General features: G+C 44.7%; 20 protein-coding genes. 4 read left to right on the top strand and 16 right to left on the bottom strand.

Features of this window, described 5'->3' with window-relative positions; all coding sequences use genetic code 11:
- Positions 1–2: 2 nt before the first annotated feature.
- Positions 3–1,394, bottom strand: a complete 1,392-nt coding sequence (locus AB6D07_RS18925; RefSeq protein WP_009847892.1) for a replicative DNA helicase — start codon at positions 1,392–1,394, stop codon at positions 3–5.
- 175 nt (positions 1,395–1,569) lie between these two features.
- Between AB6D07_RS18925 and AB6D07_RS18920 the strand changes: the two genes are divergently transcribed.
- Entirely contained in the window at positions 1,570–2,457 is an 888-nt protein-coding gene (locus AB6D07_RS18920) for a DUF481 domain-containing protein (protein ID WP_029222981.1), read from the top strand.
- Between the two features lie 200 nt (positions 2,458–2,657).
- Here the strand turns inward: AB6D07_RS18920 and rplI are convergent, their stop codons facing one another.
- From rplI to rnr, 5 genes are all read right to left on the bottom strand, one after another.
- Positions 2,658–3,110, bottom strand: a complete 453-nt coding sequence (rplI, locus tag AB6D07_RS18915; RefSeq protein ID WP_009847890.1) for a 50S ribosomal protein L9 — start codon at positions 3,108–3,110, stop codon at positions 2,658–2,660.
- Positions 3,111–3,148: 38 nt separating this feature from the next.
- The gene (gene rpsR, locus AB6D07_RS18910; RefSeq protein ID WP_000090472.1) at positions 3,149–3,376 is read right to left on the bottom strand and encodes a 30S ribosomal protein S18; all 228 of its coding nucleotides are present in this window, start codon (positions 3,374–3,376) and stop codon (positions 3,149–3,151) included.
- A 130-nt stretch (positions 3,377–3,506) separates the two neighbouring features.
- On the bottom strand, positions 3,507–3,920 hold the full coding sequence (rpsF, locus tag AB6D07_RS18905; protein WP_004735855.1) for a 30S ribosomal protein S6: 414 nt from the start codon (positions 3,918–3,920) through the stop codon (positions 3,507–3,509).
- Positions 3,921–4,212: 292 nt separating this feature from the next.
- Complete coding sequence (rlmB, locus tag AB6D07_RS18900) at positions 4,213–4,953, bottom strand: 23S rRNA (guanosine(2251)-2'-O)-methyltransferase RlmB (protein ID WP_009847889.1); 741 nt, start codon at positions 4,951–4,953, stop codon at positions 4,213–4,215.
- A gap of 206 nt (positions 4,954–5,159) precedes the next feature.
- On the bottom strand, positions 5,160–7,661 hold the full coding sequence (rnr, locus tag AB6D07_RS18895) for a ribonuclease R (RefSeq protein ID WP_017103356.1): 2,502 nt from the start codon (positions 7,659–7,661) through the stop codon (positions 5,160–5,162).
- A gap of 249 nt (positions 7,662–7,910) precedes the next feature.
- Between rnr and AB6D07_RS18890 the strand changes: the two genes are divergently transcribed.
- Positions 7,911–9,320, top strand: coding sequence for an amidohydrolase (locus tag AB6D07_RS18890; protein WP_029222982.1), 1,410 nt, complete (start codon positions 7,911–7,913; stop codon positions 9,318–9,320).
- Between the two features lie 154 nt (positions 9,321–9,474).
- On the opposite strand, the gene motX is transcribed toward AB6D07_RS18890, so the two are convergent.
- The gene (motX, locus tag AB6D07_RS18885) at positions 9,475–10,110 is read right to left on the bottom strand and encodes a flagellar protein MotX (RefSeq protein ID WP_009847886.1); all 636 of its coding nucleotides are present in this window, start codon (positions 10,108–10,110) and stop codon (positions 9,475–9,477) included.
- A 318-nt stretch (positions 10,111–10,428) separates the two neighbouring features.
- The gene (locus tag AB6D07_RS18880) at positions 10,429–11,745 is read right to left on the bottom strand and encodes an adenylosuccinate synthase (protein WP_009847885.1); all 1,317 of its coding nucleotides are present in this window, start codon (positions 11,743–11,745) and stop codon (positions 10,429–10,431) included.
- A gap of 171 nt (positions 11,746–11,916) precedes the next feature.
- Between AB6D07_RS18880 and AB6D07_RS18875 the strand changes: the two genes are divergently transcribed.
- The gene (locus tag AB6D07_RS18875) at positions 11,917–12,105 is read left to right on the top strand and encodes a DUF2065 domain-containing protein (protein WP_009847884.1); all 189 of its coding nucleotides are present in this window, start codon (positions 11,917–11,919) and stop codon (positions 12,103–12,105) included.
- A gap of 167 nt (positions 12,106–12,272) precedes the next feature.
- Here AB6D07_RS18875 and hflC read toward each other — a convergent pair whose 3' ends face one another.
- The 8 genes from hflC to tsaE all read right to left on the bottom strand — a co-directional run bounded on the left by hflC (position 12,273) and on the right by tsaE (position 21,864).
- Positions 12,273–13,250: a protease modulator HflC gene (gene hflC / locus AB6D07_RS18870; protein ID WP_009847883.1), complete on the bottom strand. Its 978-nt coding sequence runs from the start codon at positions 13,248–13,250 to the stop codon at positions 12,273–12,275.
- A 2-nt stretch (positions 13,251–13,252) separates the two neighbouring features.
- Positions 13,253–14,455, bottom strand: coding sequence for an FtsH protease activity modulator HflK (gene hflK, locus AB6D07_RS18865; RefSeq protein ID WP_017103358.1), 1,203 nt, complete (start codon positions 14,453–14,455; stop codon positions 13,253–13,255).
- Between the two features lie 27 nt (positions 14,456–14,482).
- Complete coding sequence (gene hflX / locus AB6D07_RS18860; RefSeq protein ID WP_009847881.1) at positions 14,483–15,790, bottom strand: ribosome rescue GTPase HflX; 1,308 nt, start codon at positions 15,788–15,790, stop codon at positions 14,483–14,485.
- 44 nt (positions 15,791–15,834) lie between these two features.
- The gene (gene hfq / locus AB6D07_RS18855; protein ID WP_004735866.1) at positions 15,835–16,101 is read right to left on the bottom strand and encodes an RNA chaperone Hfq; all 267 of its coding nucleotides are present in this window, start codon (positions 16,099–16,101) and stop codon (positions 15,835–15,837) included.
- A 192-nt stretch (positions 16,102–16,293) separates the two neighbouring features.
- Positions 16,294–17,226, bottom strand: coding sequence for a tRNA (adenosine(37)-N6)-dimethylallyltransferase MiaA (gene miaA, locus AB6D07_RS18850; RefSeq protein ID WP_009847880.1), 933 nt, complete (start codon positions 17,224–17,226; stop codon positions 16,294–16,296).
- 167 nt (positions 17,227–17,393) lie between these two features.
- Positions 17,394–19,601, bottom strand: coding sequence for a DNA mismatch repair endonuclease MutL (gene mutL / locus AB6D07_RS18845; protein WP_372092048.1), 2,208 nt, complete (start codon positions 19,599–19,601; stop codon positions 17,394–17,396).
- Between the two features lie 89 nt (positions 19,602–19,690).
- Positions 19,691–21,406, bottom strand: coding sequence for an N-acetylmuramoyl-L-alanine amidase (locus AB6D07_RS18840; protein ID WP_017103360.1), 1,716 nt, complete (start codon positions 21,404–21,406; stop codon positions 19,691–19,693).
- Complete coding sequence (gene tsaE, locus AB6D07_RS18835; RefSeq protein ID WP_004735870.1) at positions 21,400–21,864, bottom strand: tRNA (adenosine(37)-N6)-threonylcarbamoyltransferase complex ATPase subunit type 1 TsaE; 465 nt, start codon at positions 21,862–21,864, stop codon at positions 21,400–21,402. The genes AB6D07_RS18840 and tsaE overlap by 7 nt, the downstream gene beginning before the upstream one ends.
- 247 nt (positions 21,865–22,111) lie before the next feature.
- On the opposite strand from tsaE, the gene queG reads away from it, so the two are divergent.
- A complete protein-coding gene (gene queG, locus AB6D07_RS18830) occupies positions 22,112–23,290 on the top strand; it encodes a tRNA epoxyqueuosine(34) reductase QueG (RefSeq protein WP_029222983.1) in 1,179 nt (392 codons plus the stop codon).
- Positions 23,291–23,955 lie beyond the last annotated feature (665 nt).

The raw sequence follows: 23,955 nt of genomic DNA, 5'->3' as shown, positions 1-23,955 counted from the left end.
GATTACTCATCATCAAATGCAGGACCTGCATAGTTATCAAATCGGGAATGTTGACCTTGGAATGTAAGACGAACCGAACCGATCGGGCCGTTACGTTGCTTACCAAGGATGATCTCAGCGATGCCTTTCAATGAACTATCTGGGTTATAAACCTCATCACGATAGATAAACATGATTAAGTCGGCATCTTGCTCGATCGAACCTGATTCACGCAAATCCGAGTTTACTGGGCGCTTATCAGCACGCTGCTCTAGGGAACGGTTAAGCTGAGAAAGTGCCACAACTGGTACGTTGAGCTCTTTTGCTAGTGCTTTCAATGAGCGAGAAATCTCGGCGATCTCTAGAGTACGGTTATCAGATAACGAAGGTACACGCATTAATTGAAGGTAATCTATCATGATCATAGAGATGCCATCATGCTCACGAGCAATTCGTCGAGCTCGAGAACGTACTTCTGTTGGCGTTAGACCCGAGCTGTCATCGATATACATATTCTTCTTATCCATCAGAATACCCATACTCGACGAGATACGAGCCCAATCTTCATCGTCTAACTGACCGGTACGAATCTTGGTTTGGTCTACGCGAGAAAGTGATGCAAGCATACGCATCATCAGCTGTTCAGCTGGCATCTCTAGCGAGAAGATTAACACTGGCTTGTCTTGCTTCATCGCTGCGTTTTCACATAGGTTCATCGCAAACGTGGTTTTACCCATCGATGGACGCGCAGCAACAATGATTAAGTCAGAACCCTGAAGGCCTGCCGTTTTCTTATTGAGGTCGTTGAAGCCCGTATCGACACCTGTCACACCATCTTGTGGCGATTTATATAAGATTTCGATACGTTCTAGCGTCTTCTCTAGAATGCTATCAACGTTTTGTGGACCTTCATTTTCACTTGCTCGGCCTTCGGCAATCGCGAAAACTTTACTCTCAGCAAGATCAACAAGTTCTTCCGATGTACGACCTTGAGGGTCATAACCAGAATCCGCAATTTCATTTGCCACACCAATCAGGCTACGCACCAATGCACGTTGTGCCACGATATCTGCATAGGCATTGATGTTTGCCGCACTCGGCGTATTTTTCGCTAGGTCAGCAAGGTAAGCAAAGCCACCCACTTCTTCAAGTTGCTCACGCAGCTCTAAATGTTCAGAGAGTGTAATAAGATCCAGAGGAGAGCTTTCTTCAAGGATATCCTTTACCGCTTCAAAGATCAGACGGTGAGGACGGCTATAAAAGTCTTTGGCCACAACCTTTTCGGCCACCGTATCCCAGCGTTCGTTATCCAATAACAAACCGCCAATAACAGATTGCTCAGCTTCTAATGAATGTGGCGGGACCTTGATGGCGTCCACCTGATCGTTGGCTGATTTCTGACTTTTGGTATCCACTATGACTACACTCAATAACTAATAATGATCGTTCATTATACCCAAGAACATCCGTTTGTAATCCGATCCTATGAGTTTGTTTTATTCTTCAGCAAGAATTTACCTATTGCTGACGGAATTAACCAAAGGTAGCATTACGATCCTTCCATTCATTCACTGTATAACTGAGGTATGCGTGTCCAAATTATTGGCTCTGAGCACTGGTCTTCTAAGCTATAGTCTTCTAAGCATCGGTCTCCTGAGCACTCCGTCGGCCTTAGCGGATGATGCTAAAGCCTCTGTTGATGCAATCCTCGACTCGATAGTGGTACCAGAACCTGCTGCTGAGCCGATCGTCGTTGCACCGACACTTGAAAAAGATATGGATATCGCACCGAGTGATTCAGAACTGCCGAACCCACTGAATACTGAAGTCGAATTTGGATATCAGTCGCATACTGGTAATTCTGATTCTCGATCGCTTAATGCACGCCTGAACGGTGAGTACACGGCTGGCCGTCATAGAACCAGTGGCGAATGGAAATATTACAATCTCTACAAAGATGGCGAAGAAGATAAAAGGCAATCGACATATTCTGCTCAGAGTGACTACAAGTTAAGTCCGAAAACCTACCTCTATGGCAGCTTTAAAGGGGTCGATTCACGATACAGTGCTTATTTTAAGGACTACACCGTTTCTAGCGGTCTAGGTTATCAGTTTTCGAATACAGAAGAGTTTGTGTTGGAGGTCGAAGTGGGGCCGGGTTTTCGTTACCAAGAGCCTAATCTCGATGAATTAGACGACGATGACATCATCTTCCCAGAGATCGTTGAAGAAGCGATTTTCCGTGGCAATGTAAATACATCATGGCAGGTATTGAAAAATTTGAAGCTCAAAGCCGATGTGACGTTGGTGTCTGGCCACAGCAACCTAAAATTTGATACTGAATTAGAAGCCATCAACGATATTACCGACAATATCGCACTAAAAATTGCTCACTCTCGACAGTACCACGACAAGGTACCGGAAGGGTTGAACAAAGAAGATTCCGTACTGTCTGTAAATCTACTTTTTCAATTCTAAATTTGAGAGCGGGTATAACGGTGTATCGATAAAGAACACCCTCGTTTTTACTATGTAAGGCCCCTCCTCTCTAGTGCTTTCTATCCCTGCAATCGTCACTGTTCCAAAAAGCTTAAAACTCATATTGCAGACATAAAAAAACACCAGCCGAAGCTGGTGTTTAAAACTTTCAAAAGAAAGAATTCGTCTTGGTACTGAAATTACTCAGCTGCAACGATAGCGATTTTCGCAGTAGCAAAAACTTCAGAGTGAAGTTGGATGCTTACTTCGAATTCGCCGATGTTACGTAGAGCGCCTTCAGGTAGGCGTACTTCGCTCTTAGCTACTGCAACACCTGCCGCTGTAATAGCGTCAGCGATGTCACGAGTACCGATAGAACCGAATAGTTTACCTTCGTCACCAGCTTTAGAAGCGATTGTAACGCCTTCTAGAGTGTTAACGCTCTCAGCGCGAGCTTCTGAAGCAGCTAGTTGCTCAGCAACTTTAGCTTCTAGTTCTGCACGACGAGTTTCGAACATAGCAACGTTGTCTTTAGTTGCCATAACTGCTTTACCCTGTGGGATAAGGAAGTTACGAGCGTAACCAGATTTAACGTTTACTTGGTCGCCAAGGCCACCTAGGTTACCGATCTTATCAAGTAGAATAACTTGCATTATCTTAGTCCTCTTAAACTATTATTAACTATTACCGATTACTGATGCTTGTCAGTGTACGGTAGTAGTGCTAGGTAACGAGAACGCTTGATAGCGCGAGCTAGCTGACGTTGGTATTTAGCACTTGTACCAGTGATACGGCTAGGTACAATTTTACCAGCTTCAGTGATGTAGTTTTTTAGAGTTGCTACGTCTTTGTAGTCAATCTCTTGTACGCCTTCTGCAGTAAAACGGCAGAATTTACGACGACGGAAGAAACGAGCCATGGGCTATCTCCTGATCTAAATTTAATAATGCGGTACTCACACGAACTTATAAATAAGTCTAAGCAAATGCTTAGTGGGAATACCTAAACGAGTTGAATAAAATTTAATGACCTAAAAGGCCAAAAAAGAATTACTCAGCAGCAGCTTCTGGCTTAGCTTCTTCTTCACGACGTGGTGCACGTTCTTCACGGTCATCACGACGAGGAGCACGCTCTGCACGCTCTTCTTTTTGCTTAAGCATGATAGATTGCTCAGTCACAGCGCCTTTAGTGCGCATGATCATGTTACGTAGAACTGCATCGTTAAAACGGAAAGCAGTTTCTAGCTCGTCCATCACTTCTTGGCCAGCTTCAACGTTCATAAGAACGTAGTGAGCTTTGTGAAGTTTGTTGATTGGGTAAGCCATTTGACGGCGGCCCCAGTCTTCTAGACGGTGGATAGTACCACCAGCTTCAGTGATTGAACCAGTGTAACGCTCGATCATGCCAGCAACTTGCTCGCTTTGATCAGGGTGAACCATGAATACGATTTCATAATGACGCATTTGGTTGCTCCTTACGGATTATTAGCTTCCACGAAAGGCTCGGTCGTCCAAGGGAAGCAAGGAACTAAAGAAAAATGACCGAGTTTTAAGGACGGCAAATATTATAGAAAGAACCCGGTATTGGCAAGCGGTATTTGGCTAATAATGAAACAGTTTTTCTTTCGCCATCTAGCCATCTGTGATTCTGTCAATTTGTCACTCTAGGCCCTAAAAAGAAACGCCCACCAGCAAGTGGTGAGCGTTAATAAATTCATAGACTTAAAGTCGCTTTGTCTTTTTACTCAGCTTAACGCTATTGAGCTAAACGCTGACGTACCGCTTCGAACAGACAGATGCCCGATGCTACTGAAACGTTCAGGCTCGACACGCTACCTGCCATTGGGATCTTAATCAGATCATCACAGGTTTCACGCGTTAGACGACGCATACCGTCACCTTCAGCACCCATAACCACAGCAAGAGGGCCTGTTAACTTCGCTTGGTAGATATCATGCGTTGCTTCACCTGCGGTACCCACAAACCATACACCCTGTTCTTGCAGTGCACGCATTGTTCGAGCGAGGTTGGTTACACGTACTAGAGGAACGGTCTCAGCCGCACCACAAGCAACCTTGCTTACCGTTGCTGTTAGCGGCGAAGAGCGGTCTTTCGGTACGATAACAGCAGCAACACCCGCGGCATCCGCATTACGCAGACAAGCACCTAGGTTGTGAGGGTCTGTTACGCCGTCTAGAACCAACAGCAGAGGCTGTTCGTGCTGCGCAAGGATATCGTCTAGGTGAGTTTCATTAAGCTGCTTAGCAGGCTTCACCTTAGCAATAAGACCTTGGTGATTTGCACCCTGTGCTTTTTCATCAAGCGGCTTACGGCCCATTTGTTGAATCGACACACCAAATTGCTGCAGTTGATTCAGTAATGGAAGAAGACGATCGTCTTGACGACCTTTAAGCACGTACGCTTCAATAAAGCGCGCTGGATCTTTTTCTAGTACGGCTTTCACCGCGTGAATACCGTAAATAAATTCGTTACTCATTGTCTCTGGTTACTCTTATTGCTCAGAGATGAATGAGACATCAAACCCGATGCACCCACCCCTGTGTTGTTTATTTCGAGAGTATGCGTCTTGCGCCTGATACTCTCGCATTAAAGTCTTTTCGCGTTAAAGCCATGTCACATTAAACTAGCGCTGTGCTAAACCTAATTAGCAAAGCGCCTTATTAAGCTTAAGACTTATTAACCTTAAGACTTATCAGCCTTTGGCTTACGACTTGCGGTACGCTTTTTCTTAGCTCGAGCTTTAGCAGCACCAGTTTTATTCGCTGGCTTTTTCTTCTTAGCTGAACTTTCGCTACTTCCATCAGGTCGCTTAGTTGGTTCAACTAAAGGCGTTGCAGGTACACCCGGCTTATTGCTCTTCACCGCTGAACGCTTCTTGCTTTTCGCCTTTTTCATCGCTTCAGCAGCACGCTTCTTGGCTGTTTTACCTTTACCACGCGGCTGACGATCGGTGTCTTCTAAATCAAAGTCGATTTGACGAGTTTCTAAGTTAACCGCAGAAACCTTCACTTTAACCGAATCACCCAAGCGGTAGATATTACCTGAGCTTTCACCAACCAGACGCTGACCAACAGCATCAAATTGGTAGTAGTCATTCGCTAGCGCAGAAATATGTACCAGACCATCGATGTGCAGTTCAGTTAGACGCACAAAGAAACCGAAGCCAGTCACGTTGGCAATCACGCCATCCATCACTTCGCCAACATGGTCTTGCATGTATTCACATTTCAGCCAGTCGTTCACTTCACGCGTAGCATCATCAGCACGACGCTCAGTCATTGAACACTGTTCGCCGTAGAAGTCCATATCATCGAAAGTGTAGTGGTAACCACCGGTTGGCGTCCAACGCTCGCTGTTACGACCTTCTTCTTTCGCAATAAGGTACTTAATCGCACGGTGCAATAGCAAATCTGGGTAACGACGAATTGGCGAGGTAAAGTGAGCATAGCGCTTAAGAGCTAGACCAAAGTGACCCGCGTTGTCCGCGTTGTATACCGCTTGCTTCATTGAGCGCAGCAGCATAGTTTGGATTAATTCACGATCTTCACGTTCGTTAATCTGCTGCATCAGTTGTGCATAATCTACCGGAGATGGCGACAGGCCACCTTCCAGCGTTAAACCTAATTCACTTAAGAAACTCTTAAAGCCCATTAAGCGCTCTTCACCCGGAGTATCGTGAACACGGTACAGCGCAGGCTCTTTTGCTTTTTCTACGTAAGATGCCGATGCGATATTCGCAAGAATCATACATTCTTCGATGATCTTGTGTGCATCGTTACGGATTACTGGCTCAATACGGTCGATCTTACGATCCGCATTGAAGATAAACTTAGTTTCTACCGTTTCAAATTCAATCGCACCACGTTCGTCACGCGTTTTCTTAAGCACCTTATACATCTTATGAAGCTCTTCAAGATGTGGTACTTCTGGTTCGTAACGTTCACGTAACTCTTCATTGCCATCTAAGATCGCGCCTACTTTGTTATAAGTAAGACGAGCATGAGAATTCATGACTGCTTCATAGTGCTTGTAGCCTGACAGTTTACCTTTGTCTGAGATAGTCATCTCACACACCATACACAAACGGTCGACTTGAGGGTTCAATGAACACAAACCATTTGAAAGGACTTCTGGCAGCATTGGGACAACTTGTGACGGGAAGTATACCGAGTTACCACGGTTAATCGCTTCTTTGTCTAGCGCTGTCTCTGGGCGAACGTAGTAACTTACGTCAGCAATCGCTACCCACAGGCGCCAGCCGCCGCCTTTCTTCGCTTCACAGTAAACCGCATCATCGAAGTCACGCGCATCTTCACCATCGATAGTCACCAATGGCAATTTGCGTAGATCAACACGTCCTTCTTTTGCTTCTTCAGGAACATGTTCACCGAGGTTTACGATTTGCTTATCTACCGCTTCAGGCCACTCTTGCGGGATCTGGTGAGTACGGATCGCGATCTGCGTTTCCATACCCGGAGCCATATTCTCACCAAGAACTTCGGTCACTTTACCCATCATGTTACGAGAACGACCACCACGGTCCGTAATTTCAATCACAACCACATTACCCATTCGAGCACCGCCTTTATGCTCAGTTGGGATCTGGATGTCGTGACTGATACGCGAATCATCAGCAACCACATAAGAATGGCCGTACTCTAGGAAGAAGCGACCAACAAGTGGCGTTTTACGCTCTTCAAGCACACGAACCAAACGGCCTTCACGACGGCCACGCTTACTGTTGTCAGTAGGCTGAACCAATACGTAATCACCGTGCATGATAGTTTTCATCTGATGATGCGGCAGCACGATATCATTGTCTTTACCCACACTGCCGTCTGGGCGTACCCAACCATGACCGTCTTTATGACCAATCACAAAGCCTTTGATCAGTTCCATCTTCTCAGGCAATGCGTAACACTGACGACGGGTAAAGATAAGCTGTCCATCACGTTCCATTGCACGTAAACGACGACGCAGCCCTTCATATTGTTCCTCTCCAGCCAAACCCAAAGCTTCGAATAGATCGTTGCGGTTCATAGGAATATTCGCGTCTGTTAGAAACGAAATAATGAACTCACGGCTTGGTACTGGGTTTTCGTAATTTTTCGACTCTCGGTCGGCAAAAGGATCAACAGTGGTTGTCGCTGTCGTGTTTTCTGACATTGGTGTGTTTTTTGACATAGGCGGGCCTGCTTAAGCAAGGAAGGTATATTACCCCTAGTATATCTGATGCTAGAGGTAAGCTACAGATATGCTTTGGAAAAGCCTAAAATAACCTAAGATTGATACATATCTTCACTTTGTGAAACATCACTTCATAGACGCGGGCAATCATCAAAATTTCAAGCAAACGATAAAACAAACGTTTGCGCCATGAATGAAATACACTATTATCCACACACTTTACCAACACCTGTTCTGAGTATTGATATGAAACTAAAACGCACCCTATTGGCTTCAGCGATGGCAAGCCTAACTCTATTTCCATTTGCGAGTTCAGCAATGGAAAAAGCTGACCTGATGATAACCGATGCCATGGTTCTAACCATGAACCAAGAAAAAACGGTTTACGAGAGCGGCACTGTTGTGGTCAAAGACAACAAAATCATTGCGGTTGGCGATGCTTCACTAGAGAAGCAGTACCAAGCTAAACAAGTGCTAGACGTTGATGGCGATATCGTAATGCCAGGTCTCATCAATACTCATACTCACGTATCCATGACGGTTTTCCGTTCGTTGGCCGATGATGTGCCTGATCGCTTGCACCGCTACATCTTCCCACTTGAAGCTAAGTTAGTATCTCGCGATATGGTTCGTATAGGCGCTAACCTTGGTAACGTTGAAATGGTAAAAGGTGGCGTAACTACTTACGCTGATATGTACTACTTTGAAGACGAAGTCGCTAAAACTGTTGATAAAATTGGTATGCGCGCAGTATTAGGCGAAACAGTAATCAAATTCCCAGTGGCTGATGCAGCAAACGCGGAAGAAGGTATTAAATACGCATTGAACTTCATTGAAGAATATAAAGATCACCCGCGTATTACGCCTGCATTTGCTCCTCACGCCCCTTACACAAACACAACCGAAGTCCTTCAAAAAGTAGCAAAGCTTTCTCTAGAACTTGATGTTCCAGTAATGATTCACTTAGCTGAATCTCATCGTGAAGAAGAAAAAATTGCAAAACGAGCTGAAGGTTTATCTCCGGTTCAATACATGGACAGCATTGGTGCACTAAACAAAAACTTAGTTGGCGCACACATGATCCTAGTAGACGATCATGATATCGAGCTAGTGAAAAAATCAGATATGGGCGTAGCTCACAACATGAGTGCCAACATCAAGTCAGCAAAAGGCGTGTCACCTGCGCTTAAGATGTATGACGAAAATGTACGTATCGGTTTAGGTACTGATGGCCCAATGTCTGGTAACACATTGAGCACCATTGATGAGTTCAACCAAGTCGCTAAGGTTCACAAATTGGTGAATAAAGATCGTGCTGCAATGCCGCCGATCAAAGTGATCGACATGGCAACAATGGGCGCAGCAAAAGCACTACACATGGAAGATAAGATCGGCTCTCTTGAAGCAGGCAAGCTAGCCGACATCATAGTGATCGACACCAAGGCTCCAAACATGGTTCCTGTGTACAACCCATACTCTGCATTAGTTTACTCAGCTAACTCGGGGAACGTTCGTCACACCATCGTTGATGGCAAGATCATCATGCAAGATCGCGACATGCTAACGGTCGATGAAGATCAAATTCGCCAAGAAGCACTCGATTTCACCAAAGTCGTTCGTAAGACGGTAATTGAATCTGGTGAAGTTGTTCAGTAACGTCATCGAATGAAATAAACGGCTTTCCGTTCAGATCAAAAAAGGCCTCATAGGTATTTACCTATGAGGCCTTTTTATATCGATATCTTTCTCGATCAAGATAGATGGTTAACGAGTGCAGTCGTTAACCATCAACCTTAATTAATAATTGTAATTACCAGAACACGTCTCGACGTTTTGCTCGAGCGATAATGTTGTCTGGCATTCTCCGCTCCAAACCGCTTCGAAGCACAGTTATACGCTTATGTTGCCTTTGATCCGCTGTCACCGAGTTGTATAACCAGCGATAAGCATCTTCATAATCTAACGGGCTACCGTAATCACGTAGCAAGAGTTCCGCTAAGTGGATACTTGCACTTAAGTTACCCATCGAGGCGGCTTCACGTAAATACGGGATCGCACGCTCTTTGTCTTGTTGCACCAAGGTGCCAAGAGAATAATAACGTCCTAGCTGCTCTAGTGCCGCTGGTAAACCTTGATGTGCCGCGTTTTCCATATAGTAAAGGCCAAGCTCTACATCTTGCGGAACACACACACCCCAAGCCAACATATCACCGTATAAAAACTCATAAGAAGGCAAGCTAATACGCGTTGCACGAGCAACGATATCTTCAACTAACTGGCACTTATCAGCTTTCACTCGCTCTAGGTGTTGATTATTCTCAATTAAATTAATCAGTTCAGCTTCTGTATATATTGGAACGGGCTCTCCCACATCAGCCAAATCTGCATGACTCAAGGGTGAGCTCAGCGCCACTATCAATGAAGCTGCTACAATTCGTAGCTTCATACCTGCACTCTATTATCTGTCGTTAAAGCTATCTATTGAGGGCAGCAGACGATTTCTGCACGCACCAAAATAGGGTGAACTTCACTTTCCATGATATCTGTATCGGCAATAACCTTGACGGCTTTAGACAAAACTTGCCGCTAATGGGCAATATTTTGCCATATGGCGTTCAAAAGATCATCACGAGCGGCTTAGTTTTCAAATTGCAGGCATTAAAAAGCCGACTTAACAAAGTCGGCTTTTAGAAAACTATTTCATTATCAAAGTACTTTAATTACCTCAGTACGCTTCGTGCTGTGGTAATCACTCAACTGGGCATTATGCGCCGTATGGGTGAACCTTGATGATAGTTTCGTTACGATCTGGGCCAGTTGATACGATATCAATTGGAACGCCAGTTAGGTCTTCGATACGCTTGATGTAATCTAGAGCAGCTTGTGGAAGCGCGTCGATAGATTTAGCACCAAATGTGTTTTCAGACCAACCAGGCATTGTTTCGTAGATTGGCGTCGCTTCTTCGAATGACTCAGCAGCCATTGGAGAAACTTCTAGGATAGAACCATCTTTCATCTTGTAACCAGTACAGATTTTTAGTTCTTCTAGGCCATCTAGAACGTCTAGTTTAGTTAGACACATACCAGATAGAGAGTTGATTTGGATTGCACGACGCATAGCAACAGCATCGAACCAACCTGTACGACGTAGACGACCAGTAGTTGCGCCAAACTCGTGACCAACATCGCCTAGGTGCTTACCGACTGGATCTTGCTTCTCAAGGCCATCGTATAGCTCAGTTGGGAATGGACCTGAACCAACACGAGTACAGTAAGCCTTAGTAATACCAAGGATGTAACCGATGTGACGAGGACCGAAACCAGAACCTGCAGCAACACCACCAGCAGTCGTGTTAGAAGACGTTACGTATGGGTAAGTACCGTGGTCGATATCTAGTAGCGTACCTTGAGCACCTTCAAACATGATCTTGTCGCCGCGCTTACGTGCTGCGTCTAGTTCGTCAGTTACGTCGATAACCATCGCAGTTAACATGTCTGCGTAGCTCATCGCTTGCTCAAGTACTTCTTCGTAGCTTACTGTTTCAGCTTTGTAGAAGTGCTCTAGTTGGAAGTTGTGGAATTCCATAACTTCTTTTAGCTTCTCAGCAAATGCTTCTTTATCGAAAAGGTCGCCAACGCGTAGACCGCGACGAGCAACTTTATCTTCGTAAGCAGGACCGATACCACGACCTGTTGTACCGATAGCTTTCGCGCCACGAGCGATTTCACGCGCGTTGTCGATAGCAATATGGTACGGAAGAATTAGAGGACAAGCTTCAGAGATGAAAAGACGCTCACGCACTGGGATACCGCGTTCTTCAAGAGGCTTCATCTCTTTAAGAAGTGCGTCAGGCGATAATACAACACCGTTACCAATAACACATTTAACGTTATTGCGTAGGATGCCTGATGGAATTAAGTGAAGAACGGTTTTTTCACCGTCAATTACAAGTGTGTGACCTGCATTGTGACCGCCTTGGTAGCGAACCACGTATTTTGCATCTTCAGTTAAAAGGTCAACGATTTTACCTTTACCTTCATCACCCCATTGGGTGCCTAGAACGACTACGTTATTTCCCATCTTTCCAATTTCTGTTGCTAATTAAAAATGGATTCTAGCACTGAATCACACTTCTTGCAGTCACTTTTTGTTCATAAACGTTAACGCTGTACAAAAATAAACCAGCGATAACTGAGGGCGAATGTGTAAAGATGCTGATATCATTGCATTTTATAGACAAAAGGCAGAACCATGTCTCAATCAATTTGGCTCGCTATTGGGCTCGTTCTTATCGCTGAAGGGCTCGGCCCCTTGATTGCACCTAATGGCTGGAGAAACATGGTCGCGCAACTGAGCGAGCAACCAGACACCCAACTGCGCCGTATTGGCGGTTGTCTTGTGGTGGCTGGTGCCGTTATCGCTTTCATGACCTACCGTTAGGTTTTCTCAAAGTACGGAGCTGTCACTACGACTTCCCTCGAAGATTCAATGGTCAATCTTCAATCTTCAATCTTCAATCTTCAACGAATAGAAAACAAAAAGGCTCCCATTATGGGAGCCTTTTGATTTTTAGTTACTTCGCTAATTTAATGAATTAACGAATCAGCTTATTTTGCTGGAGCACCGCTTGCTTGATTCATGTATTGGAAGAAGTCAGTCTTCGGATCCAGTACTAGAATGTCGCTCTTATCGCTAAATGATGTCTCATAAGCTTGCAGTGAACGCATGAAGCCATAGAACTCAGGGTCTTTGCTAAATGCATCAGAGTAGATCTTCGCTGCTTCCGCATCAGCATCACCACGAGTCACTCGAGCAGTACGGTCAGCTTCAGCAAGAACAGTCGCGACTTCTAGCTCAGCTTGAGCACGGATAACTTCTGCTTTCTCACGACCTTGTGAACGGTGTCTACGAGCAACCGACTCACGTTCTGCACGCATACGGCGGTAGATAGATTCACTGATTTCGTCAGGAAGGTTAATCTTCTTCATTCGGAAATCAACAACTTCAACACCTAAATCAGCCATCGCACTTTCTGCCGTTCCAGACAAAACGTTTTCCATGATCTTATCGCGTTCGCCATCAACTTCTAGTGCTTCTGCAGCCGCTACCGTTGTGACAACTTCGCTATCAGCAGAGTCTGGCAGGATGTCCTTATTACGAGGGCCTGATACGATCTGCTTAATTTCACGAGAACCAATTTCAGAACGAAGAACATCTGTCACTTTACGCTCAAGAAGTGCTTCTGCCGTCATGATATTGCCGCCGCCGGTACTCAGATAAAAACGTCCAAAATCAGCAATACGCCATTTTGCGTAGGTATCAATTAGAACGTCTTTTTTCTCTGATGTTACGAAACGGTCAGAACGACCATCCATTGTTTGAATACGAGCATCAAGTACTTTTACGCGATCAAACATCGGCAGTTTAAAGTGCAAGCCTGGTTCATAGATTCGTGATACGCCGTTGTCATCGAGAACTCGACCAAAACGAATTACCATGCCACGTTCGCCTTCTTGAATCACAAATAGTGACATCAATAGAAGGGCAATCGTCACAACTAATACAGGGATCATTAATTTACGCATTATTAGTATCTCCCTTGGCGTGAACTGTCTGAACGAGTTTGAGTGCTAGACTTTGGATCCGCTTGAGTTTCTAACTCAATTTGATCGTAAGTTGATGATGCTTTTGCAGGGCGAGTACCCGACTGAGAACCACCTTGTGCGCCTAGCTTATCAATTGGTAGGTATAGCAAGTTACCGCTTGATTCAGAATCAATCAGGACTTTCGATGTGCTTGAGTACACTTTTTCCATTGTATCAAGGTACATACGGTTACGTGTTACTTCAGGAGCGGCTTGGTATTCAGGTAGCAGTTTCTCGAACTGAGCTACTTGACCTAGAGCACCATTAACTGTGCGCTCTGAGTAACCCACCGCTTCTTTCTTCAAACGCTCAGCACGACCTGTTGCTTTTGGAAGAATGTCATTTCGGTAAGCTTCAGCTTCACGCTCGAAACGCTCTTCATCCTCACGGGCCGCGATAGCATCATCAAATGCATCTTTCACTTGCTCAGGTGGACGTGCTGACTGGAAGTTCACGTCGACAATCAGAATACCCATGTCGTAGCTATCAATAATACGGTTCAACGTTTCTTGAGTGCTTTGACGAATCTGCTGACGACCACTTGTCAAGATACTATCCATTAGTGAGTCACCAATTACCGCACGAAGCGCAGAATCGGTTGCTTGGCGTAAACTGTCGTCTGCATTCGTTACACGATACAAGTATTTGTATGGGTCAGAAACACGGTATTGAACACCCATTTCAACGGTCACAACGTTTTCATCTTTCGTTAGCATGGTGCCAGCAGCACGTAGAGAACGAATCGCTTGAACGTTTACCAGTTGCTCATCTTTGATTTCATCGATAAAGCGTGGGTGCCAGTTAAGACCAGGTTCCTCGATACGGTCGAACTGACCCAGTCGAAGTACTACTGCTCTTTCTGCTTCGCCAACGGTATAGAAACCAGCGAAGAACCAGATAGCAATCGCAATGACAGCAATGACACCAAAGCCAATCGCACCGCCACCACCAATAGATGGCCCGTTACCGTTGCCACCTTTTTTACCAAACTTGCCACCTAACTTTTGACTTAGTTTACTAAACACTTCGTCTAAGTCTGGCGGTCCTTGATCTCGGCCGCCGCGATTATTGTTCTTACCCCAAGGGTCGTTATCGCGGCCGTTATTATCGCCGTTGTTGTTATTTCCAGGCTCATTCCACGCCATTAGAAAGCTCCATCATTTGATATGACGTTATACTGTAGCAGTCTCTTTGGTAACGATAAAGCCACCTAAGAGCGCCCCTTCTCTTTTTTCAAGTTTAGACCAATCTATTTGTTGCATTCGGATATCTATCAACAAGTTACCATTTTCATCATACTCTTCTTGTTGAATACATTTCATCTCAAAGAATAAGCTACGAATACGGCCCTGATGTTGATGTGGAATACACAACCGGAATTGAACCATTTGACTTGCTAAACGCTCAGTTAAAGCTTCAAACAGCAGTTCAATGCCTTCTCCTTCCATTGCAGAAACCCAAACAGCGCGAGGTGCGCCCTCTTCGTCTCTTTCAATTCGAGGTTTTTGGTCTTCCATGCAGTCAATTTTGTTCATGACTACAAGGGTTGGCACTTCATGAGCATCGATTTCTTCTAATACTTCATGAACAGCCTGAATGTTCTCACGAAAGCGGTCATCACTGGCATCAACAACATGTAACAAAATGTCAGCTTCCTGCGTCTCTTGTAACGTAGCCTTGAACGCAGCGACCAAGTCGTGTGGTAGATGACGGATAAAACCTACGGTATCAGCGAGAATTGCAGGCCCTACATCTGCCAAATCAATCTTACGTAGTGTTGGGTCTAAGGTTGCAAACAGTTGGTCTGCCGCATAAACACCAGCACTTGTGATGCGATTGAAAAGTGTTGATTTCCCCGCGTTGGTATAACCAACCAAAGAAATTGTTGGGATTTCAGCTCGATTACGAGCACGTCGTCCTTGTTCACGCTGCTTAGCGACTTTCGCTAAACGACGTAATATTGCCTTTATACGGTCACGCAACAAACGTCGATCGGTTTCCAGTTGAGTTTCACCTGGACCACGAAGACCAATACCACCTTTCTGCCTTTCAAGGTGAGTCCAACCACGAATCAATCGAGTAGAGATATGACGAAGCTGAGCGAGCTCAACTTGTAGCTTACCTTCATGAGTTCGCGCACGTTGTGCAAAGATATCTAAGATCAAACCCGTGCGATCTATCACACGACATTTACACAATTGCTCGAGGTTTCGCTCTTGGGCAGGAGAGAGGGAGTGGTTAAAAATCACAATTTCAGCACCGGTTAGCTGAACAGCTTGTGCGATTTCTAGGGCTTTACCTTCTCCAACGTAGTATTTAGGGAGTGGGGATTGTCGGCTACCAGTAATCACTTGTAGCGTTTCTACCCCCGCTGAGGAGACCAGCATTTCACATTCGCTCAGGTCTTCCCATTCTCCCTCTTGCGTGAAGTTGATATGAACAAGTACGGCTCGCTCGCCGGATTCATAACGGTCAAACAAGCAACCAACTCCTTATTACAGCGCAAGCTGTATCAATTGAACGATTAATCTTCAGTCTTCTCAGGACGATCAGATGGCGCGCGTTGTTGCTCGCCGCTGTGGTGACTCACTGCACGAGCAGGAACCACAGTAGAAATCGCATGCTTGTAAACCATTTGGTTTACTGTGTTCTTCAATAAGATCACGAATTGATCGAAAGACTCGATCTGACCTTGCAGCTTGATGCCGTTAACAAGATAGATAGAGACTGGAATGCGCTCACGACGGAGTGCATTTAGGAATGGGTCTTGTAGCGATTGCCCCTTAGCCATTTTATTTTCCTTATTTATATTTTGTTGTAATTATTTAGCTAGTGGTGCACAAAAAGGTGCGGCCTTTGCATCTGAGCTAAACGAATAAAAAAACTCCGTTGTTATTGAAAGGCTGTGATTTTTAAAAGCCTCAACAACTGATCCTTTCCAGAGTATATTCACGCAAAAGCGATCACATTATACACAGCAATACTAATCAGATGCTATTGCATCTGAAAGAGTTTCTAACGCCTGTTCAATGTTTTCGCTATCCAACCAAGTTAAATCATCCCAACTGCGTAACCAGGTGATTTGTCGCTTGGCCAATTGACGGGTTGCGCAGACACCACGGAAAACCGCTTCGTCTAAATCGCAATTCCCATCTAAATAATCCCACATCTGCCTATAACCAACGCATCGGATCGATGGCAGTTCAGGGTGAAGATCCTCTCTGGCGTACAACGCTTTCATTTCATCTTCAAATCCCGCTTCTATCATCTTCTCGAAACGCAGCTCAATGCGGCGATGGAGTTCTTTCCTTTCCTTGGGAGCTATTGCAAATTGTTTTACACGAAATGGCAGGCTATCGCCTTTCGTTTGAGTTAGCTCTGTTAATGTTTTACCCGAAATTCGATAAACTTCCAATGCCCTTGAAAGCCTTTGTGGATCATTTGGGTGTATTCTTTCAGCGGATACGGGATCTATCTCTCTTAATTGATCATGCAATGCCTGCCAACCCTGTTCAATAGACTCCGCTTCAATCTGCTTACGAATCTCTTGATCCGCGGCGGGTAGTGGCGATAAACCTTCCAACAATGCCTTGTAGTAAAGCATTGTGCCACCAACAAGTAGCGGGATTTTACCTTCCGCTACAATCTTATTCATTTCACTGATCGCATCACGACGAAAGTCAGCCGCAGAATACGCTTCGCTTGGATCGAGAATATCAATCAAGCGATGAGGCGCGAGCGCGAGCTCTCCTGCATCCGGCTTAGCAGTACCAATATCCATGTCTTTGTAGATTAGCGCCGAATCGACACTGATGATCTCTACCGGGTATTTCTGACGCAAGCGGATAGCTAAATCTGTTTTTCCTGATGCCGTTGGGCCCATTAAAAACAACGCTAAAGGTAATTTTTCAGTCATGATATTTTGTATTTATTTCTCTGTTAGAGCACTTAATTAAAAGGCTTCATGTCGCGATACTCTTGTCTACTAAGAAAAGCCTCATCGCAACAGTTAAATCGTAAACAGCCGAAGCCGTAAATAAGCTTAATTTATCTAAAACTCAGCTGTGAAAATTCACCTGCAAACTAAGCCATAAAAGCAGCGATGGTTGCAGAAAAGTCGATAGGATTAACAAATTCGGGATCATCTAATGGAAGTAGACCATGCCAAAGTTGCTCAAGTTCCCCAACTAGTTGAACCGCTTCAGATAAAGTGTAGTCGTTTTTTACTTGTGCTGTCTGAATCCCGATCCAGTTAACCAGTAATGGTAACGTATCGCTAGAAAAGCTATGGCCTTGAGTTTCCGAGGCCTGAGCGTTTATTGAAGCCGCGTAAGATAACAGATCTGGGATCAAAATTTGTAAGTTTTGCTGCCTCAAAGGAGAAGGCACTCCCATCACCATTATCGCTTCGTTATTCCTAGCTTTAAGCTCGATACCAAGCACAGACAGTATTGGACTTAGCGCCTTAGCGACATCGACTAAATCAGCGCCTAATTTGATGGATAAAGGCACTAATAATGGTTGGCTCTTTAACGCGCCATCACGCGTATCAAGCTGACCAACAACACGCAATAACTCAGCCTTAGCCAAAGAAACCAACACACTGCCGTTCTTGTTTCCCATTACCAAATATTGGCGTTCCACTACCGAGACTGCTTTGCCTAAGTCCGTCACAGGTGCTCTTGGCTTTAAATGAACAGGGTTCTGTTGAGCAGGCTTAGCTTCTTTATTTTCTATGCTGTCTATATTTTCTAAGTTGTCTCTGGTTTCTACGGGTGCCACATGGTCGTGAGGTGAGGATGGTTCTACAACTTGGTCATCAAAACTTGGCGTTTTCAGAAGCTCTTTATAGGCCTTCACTTCTCGCTTAGATGGAGCAGGTTCACCATGATGTTGGTGCGGCTCCTTTTCTTTTTTAAGTTCAGGTCGAGACTCTATCCACTCTTGGCGAGGCGAACCGGTAAAACTGGTTTCGCGATCCGACGAGCCTCTGCTAGACGATGAACCTCGGTTAGCTGGTGAGCTATAACGCTGCCCACCATCATTAATGCTGTGCTGATGTTGATCGTAAGCGTGCTCAGAGTCTGCTTTTCTTGGGTAGGCTGGCGTTTGCTCAATAGCATGTCGCACCCTTTCCGAAACTTGGCTTTGATCCGCGCTACTAGGTAGCGTGTTTTCAGGTTCAGCGAAACTTGCAACACCATCAACTTCAGGCACCGAATCATCTTGCTGATAACTTGGCGCTTCTGATTGATGGAAAGCAGATTGATTCACAGGCGCCGCATCGATTTGCTTACTCTGTGCTAAGCCATCACTCAAGGCTTGGTAGATGAAGTCGTGTACAAGGCGGGCTTGATGAAAACGCACTTCATGTTTTGCAGGATGAACATTCACGTCCACCTGATGCGGGTCTAGCTCAATGAACAACACATACGTCGCGAATTGGTCGGGGCGCAAGCTAGTTTCGTAGCTTTGACGAATCGCATGATTGATCAGCTTGTCACGCATCATACGACCATTCACATAACAGTATTGCAGATCGCTTTGTTGTCTTGCTCCTTCAGGCGTGGTGATCCAGCCATGAAGTTTTAAGCCTTGATGCTCAAGTTCGATCTTAAGCATATGGCGAACAAAAGGATTGCCACATACAGCTGCGATGCGCTTTTCGGCTTGAACTTGTGTTTTTGCAGCGCGGTACTGACGAATCATTTTACCGTTATGACGAAGGTTAATCGTCACATCAAAACGGCTCAATGCAATGCGTTTAAGCAGCTCATCGATATGCGTGAATTCAGTTTTCTCGGTGCGTAAGAATTTACGTCGTGCCGGAGTATTGAAGAACAGATCCAATACCTCAACCGAGGTGCCAATGGGATGCGCTGCTGGCTGCAGTTTCACCTGCATATCACGACCTTCACTATGTGCAGCCCAAGCTTGATCCTGAGTCGTAGGACGTGAAGTCATAGTTAGGCGGGCAACAGAGCTAATACTCGCCAGTGCTTCACCTCGGAAACCTAGGCTGACGATCGCTTCAAGGTCATCAAGAGTATGAATTTTAGAGGTAGCATGACGGCTTAATGCCAAGGCAAGCTCATCTTTAACAATGCCCTTGCCGTTGTCACGAACGCGGATCATCTTAGCGCCACCTTTCTCGATATCGATATCGATACGTGTCGCACCAGAATCCAAACTGTTCTCAACCAACTCTTTCACAACAGAAGCAGGTCTTTCTACCACTTCACCCGCTGCGATTTGGTTAGCTAGCCGAGCTGGCAGTATTTTGATCGTCATATGTATAGCTACCTTACTGCCATTTATAGAAGCACTTCTCGCGTTTGAGATTGCTTCTATGTTCTAAACATTACTTCAACATTAGCCAACTATTTGTGCGGAATAATCAGCACTTGGCCAATGGCCAACTCATCGGAACGTAGTTTGTTTGCTTGACGGATACTGTTGACGCTCACACCATATTTCGAAGCAATCTTGCCAAGATAATCGCCTCTTGCGACTTTATGTTTACGTAGAGGTATATCTTTTACTTCAACCGTAATACGTAACTTTTGGCCTACTCTCACGGTTTCTGATTTCAAGCGGTTCTCACGTTTAATGCTTGCTACCGATACTTTGTAACGGCTAGCTATCTTGCCTAAGTACTCTCCAGACTTAACCGTGTGTGTCACCGTTTTACGGCTTGTTGTGGTAGCCGCTTGTGAACCCGAGCTTGGAATTTTTAGAATTTGCCCTACCGCTAAGCTCGTCGACTTCAAACCATTCAACTTCACTAATGCTTGTGTAGACGTGCCGTACCTCTTCGCAATCACAGACAATGATTCACCACGCTGTACTTTGTGCTGACTGGTAGAGTTAGAAGATGCCGCCGCGTTAGAAATAACAATCCCTTCTGGTGGATTCGCTTTCAAATATTTAACGACCGCTTTGGTCACAGCTCGCGCAAGTTTGTCTTGATGCGAACGTTGGAAAAGAAGCTTCTCTTCGGTCGGATTCGAAATAAAGCCCGTTTCTACAAGTACCGATGGAATTTGTGGTGAACGTAACACTGCCAAGCTGGTGTTAATCGGCTTACTGTTATGCAGTTTTGCGACCTTACCCATTTCAGAGAGAATGGTCGTTGCCAGTTTGTAGCCCTCTTTTTGAGAGTGGCTAAACTGCAAATCAAGCAGGGTTTGGTTGACGTTTTTATCTGCAATATTGCCAGTAAACGCAGCACCGCTGCCGCCCAGCAATTCTGACTGCTTCTCTTTGTTCTCAATCCAACGGGAAATCTCAGTATTTGCCCGTCGAGTATTCAACACGAACACCGAGCCACCTCTTGGTTGAGGCGTCGTAAAGGCATCGGCATGAATAGAGATCAAGAGGTGTGCTTCGTTCTCACGAGCAATTGCAACACGTCTGTTCAAGTTTACAAAGTAATCAGCATTACGTGTTAACCGCGTTTTGATTCCCGGAACTGCATTCAACTGCGCAGCGATCTTTTTCGAAATACTAAGAGTCGCATTCTTCTCATATTTACGAGATGGGCCAATGGAACCAGGATCTTCACCACCGTGGCCTGGGTCAATCACAATCAGAACATCACGCTGACGCTTAACTTGATTGAGGTTCTTACTCACTGTTGGCTTACTCGGCGTTGATGTTGCTTTGCCTTTACTTAGCGCACCATGAGGCAAATCGATCACCAAGCGATGTCCGTACTGACCACCAGGAGTCGGACTGAGTTTAAACAACTCTGCTTTAGACGACTTCTTTAACTCAAAAACCAAGCGATACGTGTTTTTGTCTGGCGGTGAGCTTTTACGAATCTTAGATAGAACGGGGCTGTCTTTCACCACGACCGGTAACTTAGTTGCAAGGTTGGTCTTTTTTAAATCAACAACCAAGCGACTCGGGCTACTCAGGGTGAAATAGCTGAAATCCGCTTCTGATTTTAAATCGATAACCACACGAGTTTCTTCTGGAGAAGGCCAAACCCTTAAACTCTTTAGTGAGTTTGCAGAAACAAGTGAAGAAAACAATATAGAAAAAACAGCAGCCAACATAGCTACTGCTGAAATAAGGCGTCTAGAAATCAACATAACTCCAACTGACTAAGTAAGCGCTGTCCGTATTCACTGTTAGCGGTTAAAGAAACAATGCGGTGATCGTCTTGGTAACGAATATCAATATCCAAATCAGCTTCTGGTAGCATTCCATAACCTTTCTCTGGCCATTCAACCAAACAGATAGCATCTGGCGTGAAGTAGTCACGAATCCCCATAAACTCTAATTCTTCAGGATCGGCTAGGCGATAAAGATCAAAATGGTACACCTGCCAATCGGCAAGTTGATAAGGTTCAACTAGAGTATACGTTGGGCTCTTTACATTTCCTTGATGGCCAAGTGCTTTTACAAAACCACGACTGAAGGTCGTTTTACCTGCGCCAAGATCACCATGCAGATAAATAGTTGTCTGCTGTGAGCAAAGATTAGAAAGCTCCGTTCCTAATTGAATCGTTGCTTGTTCATCTTTCAAAGTAAATTGTTTCGTGCTCATGAATACGTTCTCTAAAAATCGATCGTTGACTATATAAAAATCAAAAGAACAAGAATAGTAAACCGTGATGCTTTTGGGAGACAAGCACTCAAGTGTAAGTTCTATGAAAAATACTGATCAAAACACGTCTGTTCTGGTCAATACCACTAAGATCCGTTAAGATCCGCCCCCATTTTTGCCGAACCTAATTTTAATTAGCCTTATCTCTAATTGTAAAACAGAGAAAATAAGAATTAAGAATGAAGCCATGAATCTAGACCATCTTGCTGAAAAAATTAAAATCTGGGGAAAAGAACTCGGCTTTCAAAAAGTTGGCATCTGCGATGTTGATTTAAGTGAACATGAAGCCCCTCTTCAAGCATGGCTAGATGCTGGCAACCACGGCGAAATGGATTGGATGGCTCGACATGGGATGATGCGTGCTCGTCCCAATGAACTTCACCCAGGCACCATTCGAGTGATCAGCGCCCGAATGAACTATCTACCACCAGAAGCTCAGTTTGCCTCTAACCTAAGCGATACCACTCAAGGTTATATCAGCCGTTATTCTTTAGGCCGCGATTATCACAAATTGTTCCGCAACCAGTTGAAAAAGCTGGGACAAAGAATCGAGAAGGAAGTCGAAGGTTTAGACTCACGTCCTTTCGTAGATTCAGCGCCCATCTTGGAACGACCGCTCGCTCAAAAAGCAGGGTTGGGCTGGACAGGTAAACACTCATTAATTCTTGATAAAGACGCTGGCTCTTGGTTCTTCCTAGGAGAATTGTTAGTTAACATACCTCTTCCAACAGATGAACCCAGTGTCGATGAGTGCGGCAAATGCACCGCATGTATCACCTCTTGTCCAACTGGCGCCATTATTGCTGATGGCGTAGTGGATGCTCGAAAATGTATCTCGTACTTAACCATTGAATATGATGGTGTGATCCCGGAAGAGTATAGAGACGCAATTGGTAATCGTATTTACGGTTGCGATGACTGTCAGTTAGTTTGCCCGTGGAACCGCCATGCCGAACTCACTGAGCAAACAGACTTCCACCGCAGAGAAGACTTCCGAGAGGCAGACCTTGTTTCACTTTCAAGTTGGGATGAAGCGACCTTCCTAAAGAAGATGGAAGGCTCAGCGATAAGACGTATTGGACACACCCAATGGTTACGCAATATTTTTGTTGCTATGGGCAATGCGCCATTTCAACAACGCATTGTTGAAACACTGGAATCTCATCGAGGCAACAACGAAATGCTGGATGTGCACATTGAGTGGGCTTTAAATAAACAACTACAACAGTTACCCAATGCTAGCAGCATGCAAGAAGATAGCTCTACGCAGAAAAATAGCTGTGTGCAAAAAAATAGCAGCAAAATCCTCACCAAAAAGCACAGGCTAATACGCATCGTTGAGAAAGGGCTACCAAGAGACGCCTAGCCCCTTAGCCATCAACGATTGGCAGGTCAACCCACACCAACAACCCACCATACAACACAACTCGTTGCACATAATTTTCGAACAATGTTTGACCTTGTTCTCAATTCTAACAATGTGGAAAAAATTCAGAACTCTCGTAAACTTCCGACACCCACGTAAAGTTAAACACAGTACCGATAAATGATTAAGATCAAAAAACAACAAGTTAACGATCTTTTATCAAATTCAAGGTAAGCATTCAACCTGATAAAAAACAATGAGTTACGATCGGAACAATTCAGCTAATATACTGAAAAAAAGAAAGATCTTTTAGAGAAATGTAAAGAATTAGGTCTGAAATAACTTTATCAACCAAGTTATCCACACTTGATACTTTGTGGATAAGTCTGTTTATAGATATGAAAAACCTCAAGTATCTGCTTCAGAGACCTGATGTTTACTAGCATTCTTGTTGCTAACAAAAATTTAAGACAAAAAAATATCCACCATAATGGAGGATTATTTGCTTTTTGGGGGGATTATGCTTCGCAGCATTAAAGAAAGAGCGTGACCGGTAAGGTCGTCTTTAAACACTGTGGCTTAAAGAGTTTTGTTTACCATGAAAAGTAAACTGGAGCGATACATCGGGTTCGAACCGATGACCTCAACCTTGGCAAGGTTGCGCT

The organism is Vibrio sp. 10N.239.312.C11, from assembly GCF_041466065.1.
Taxonomy (GTDB): Bacteria; Pseudomonadota; Gammaproteobacteria; order Enterobacterales; family Vibrionaceae; genus Vibrio; species Vibrio tasmaniensis_A.
This window is presented reverse-complemented; position numbering and strand designations above follow the sequence as displayed.

What these genes read in the sequence shown, in the direction of transcription:
- rplI (WP_009847890.1), bottom strand. Translation starts at nt 3,110, where the DNA reads ATGCAAGTTATTCTACTTGATAAGATCGGTAACCTAGGTGGCCTTGGC.
- rpsR (WP_000090472.1), bottom strand. Translation starts at nt 3,376, where the DNA reads ATGGCTCGTTTCTTCCGTCGTCGTAAATTCTGCCGTTTTACTGCAGAA.
- rpsF (WP_004735855.1), bottom strand. Translation starts at nt 3,920, where the DNA reads ATGCGTCATTATGAAATCGTATTCATGGTTCACCCTGATCAAAGCGAG.
- rlmB (WP_009847889.1), bottom strand. Translation starts at nt 4,953, where the DNA reads ATGAGTAACGAATTTATTTACGGTATTCACGCGGTGAAAGCCGTACTA.
- rnr (WP_017103356.1), bottom strand. Translation starts at nt 7,661, where the DNA reads ATGTCAAAAAACACACCAATGTCAGAAAACACGACAGCGACAACCACT.
- AB6D07_RS18890 (WP_029222982.1), top strand. Translation starts at nt 7,911, where the DNA reads ATGAAACTAAAACGCACCCTATTGGCTTCAGCGATGGCAAGCCTAACT.
- motX (WP_009847886.1), bottom strand. Translation starts at nt 10,110, where the DNA reads ATGAAGCTACGAATTGTAGCAGCTTCATTGATAGTGGCGCTGAGCTCA.
- AB6D07_RS18880 (WP_009847885.1), bottom strand. Translation starts at nt 11,745, where the DNA reads ATGGGAAATAACGTAGTCGTTCTAGGCACCCAATGGGGTGATGAAGGT.
- AB6D07_RS18875 (WP_009847884.1), top strand. Translation starts at nt 11,917, where the DNA reads ATGTCTCAATCAATTTGGCTCGCTATTGGGCTCGTTCTTATCGCTGAA.
- hflC (WP_009847883.1), bottom strand. Translation starts at nt 13,250, where the DNA reads ATGCGTAAATTAATGATCCCTGTATTAGTTGTGACGATTGCCCTTCTA.
- hflK (WP_017103358.1), bottom strand. Translation starts at nt 14,455, where the DNA reads ATGGCGTGGAATGAGCCTGGAAATAACAACAACGGCGATAATAACGGC.
- hfq (WP_004735866.1), bottom strand. Translation starts at nt 16,101, where the DNA reads ATGGCTAAGGGGCAATCGCTACAAGACCCATTCCTAAATGCACTCCGT.
- miaA (WP_009847880.1), bottom strand. Translation starts at nt 17,226, where the DNA reads ATGACTGAAAAATTACCTTTAGCGTTGTTTTTAATGGGCCCAACGGCA.
- mutL (WP_372092048.1), bottom strand. Translation starts at nt 19,601, where the DNA reads ATGACGATCAAAATACTGCCAGCTCGGCTAGCTAACCAAATCGCAGCG.
- AB6D07_RS18840 (WP_017103360.1), bottom strand. Translation starts at nt 21,406, where the DNA reads ATGTTGATTTCTAGACGCCTTATTTCAGCAGTAGCTATGTTGGCTGCT.
- tsaE (WP_004735870.1), bottom strand. Translation starts at nt 21,864, where the DNA reads ATGAGCACGAAACAATTTACTTTGAAAGATGAACAAGCAACGATTCAA.
- queG (WP_029222983.1), top strand. Translation starts at nt 22,112, where the DNA reads ATGAATCTAGACCATCTTGCTGAAAAAATTAAAATCTGGGGAAAAGAA.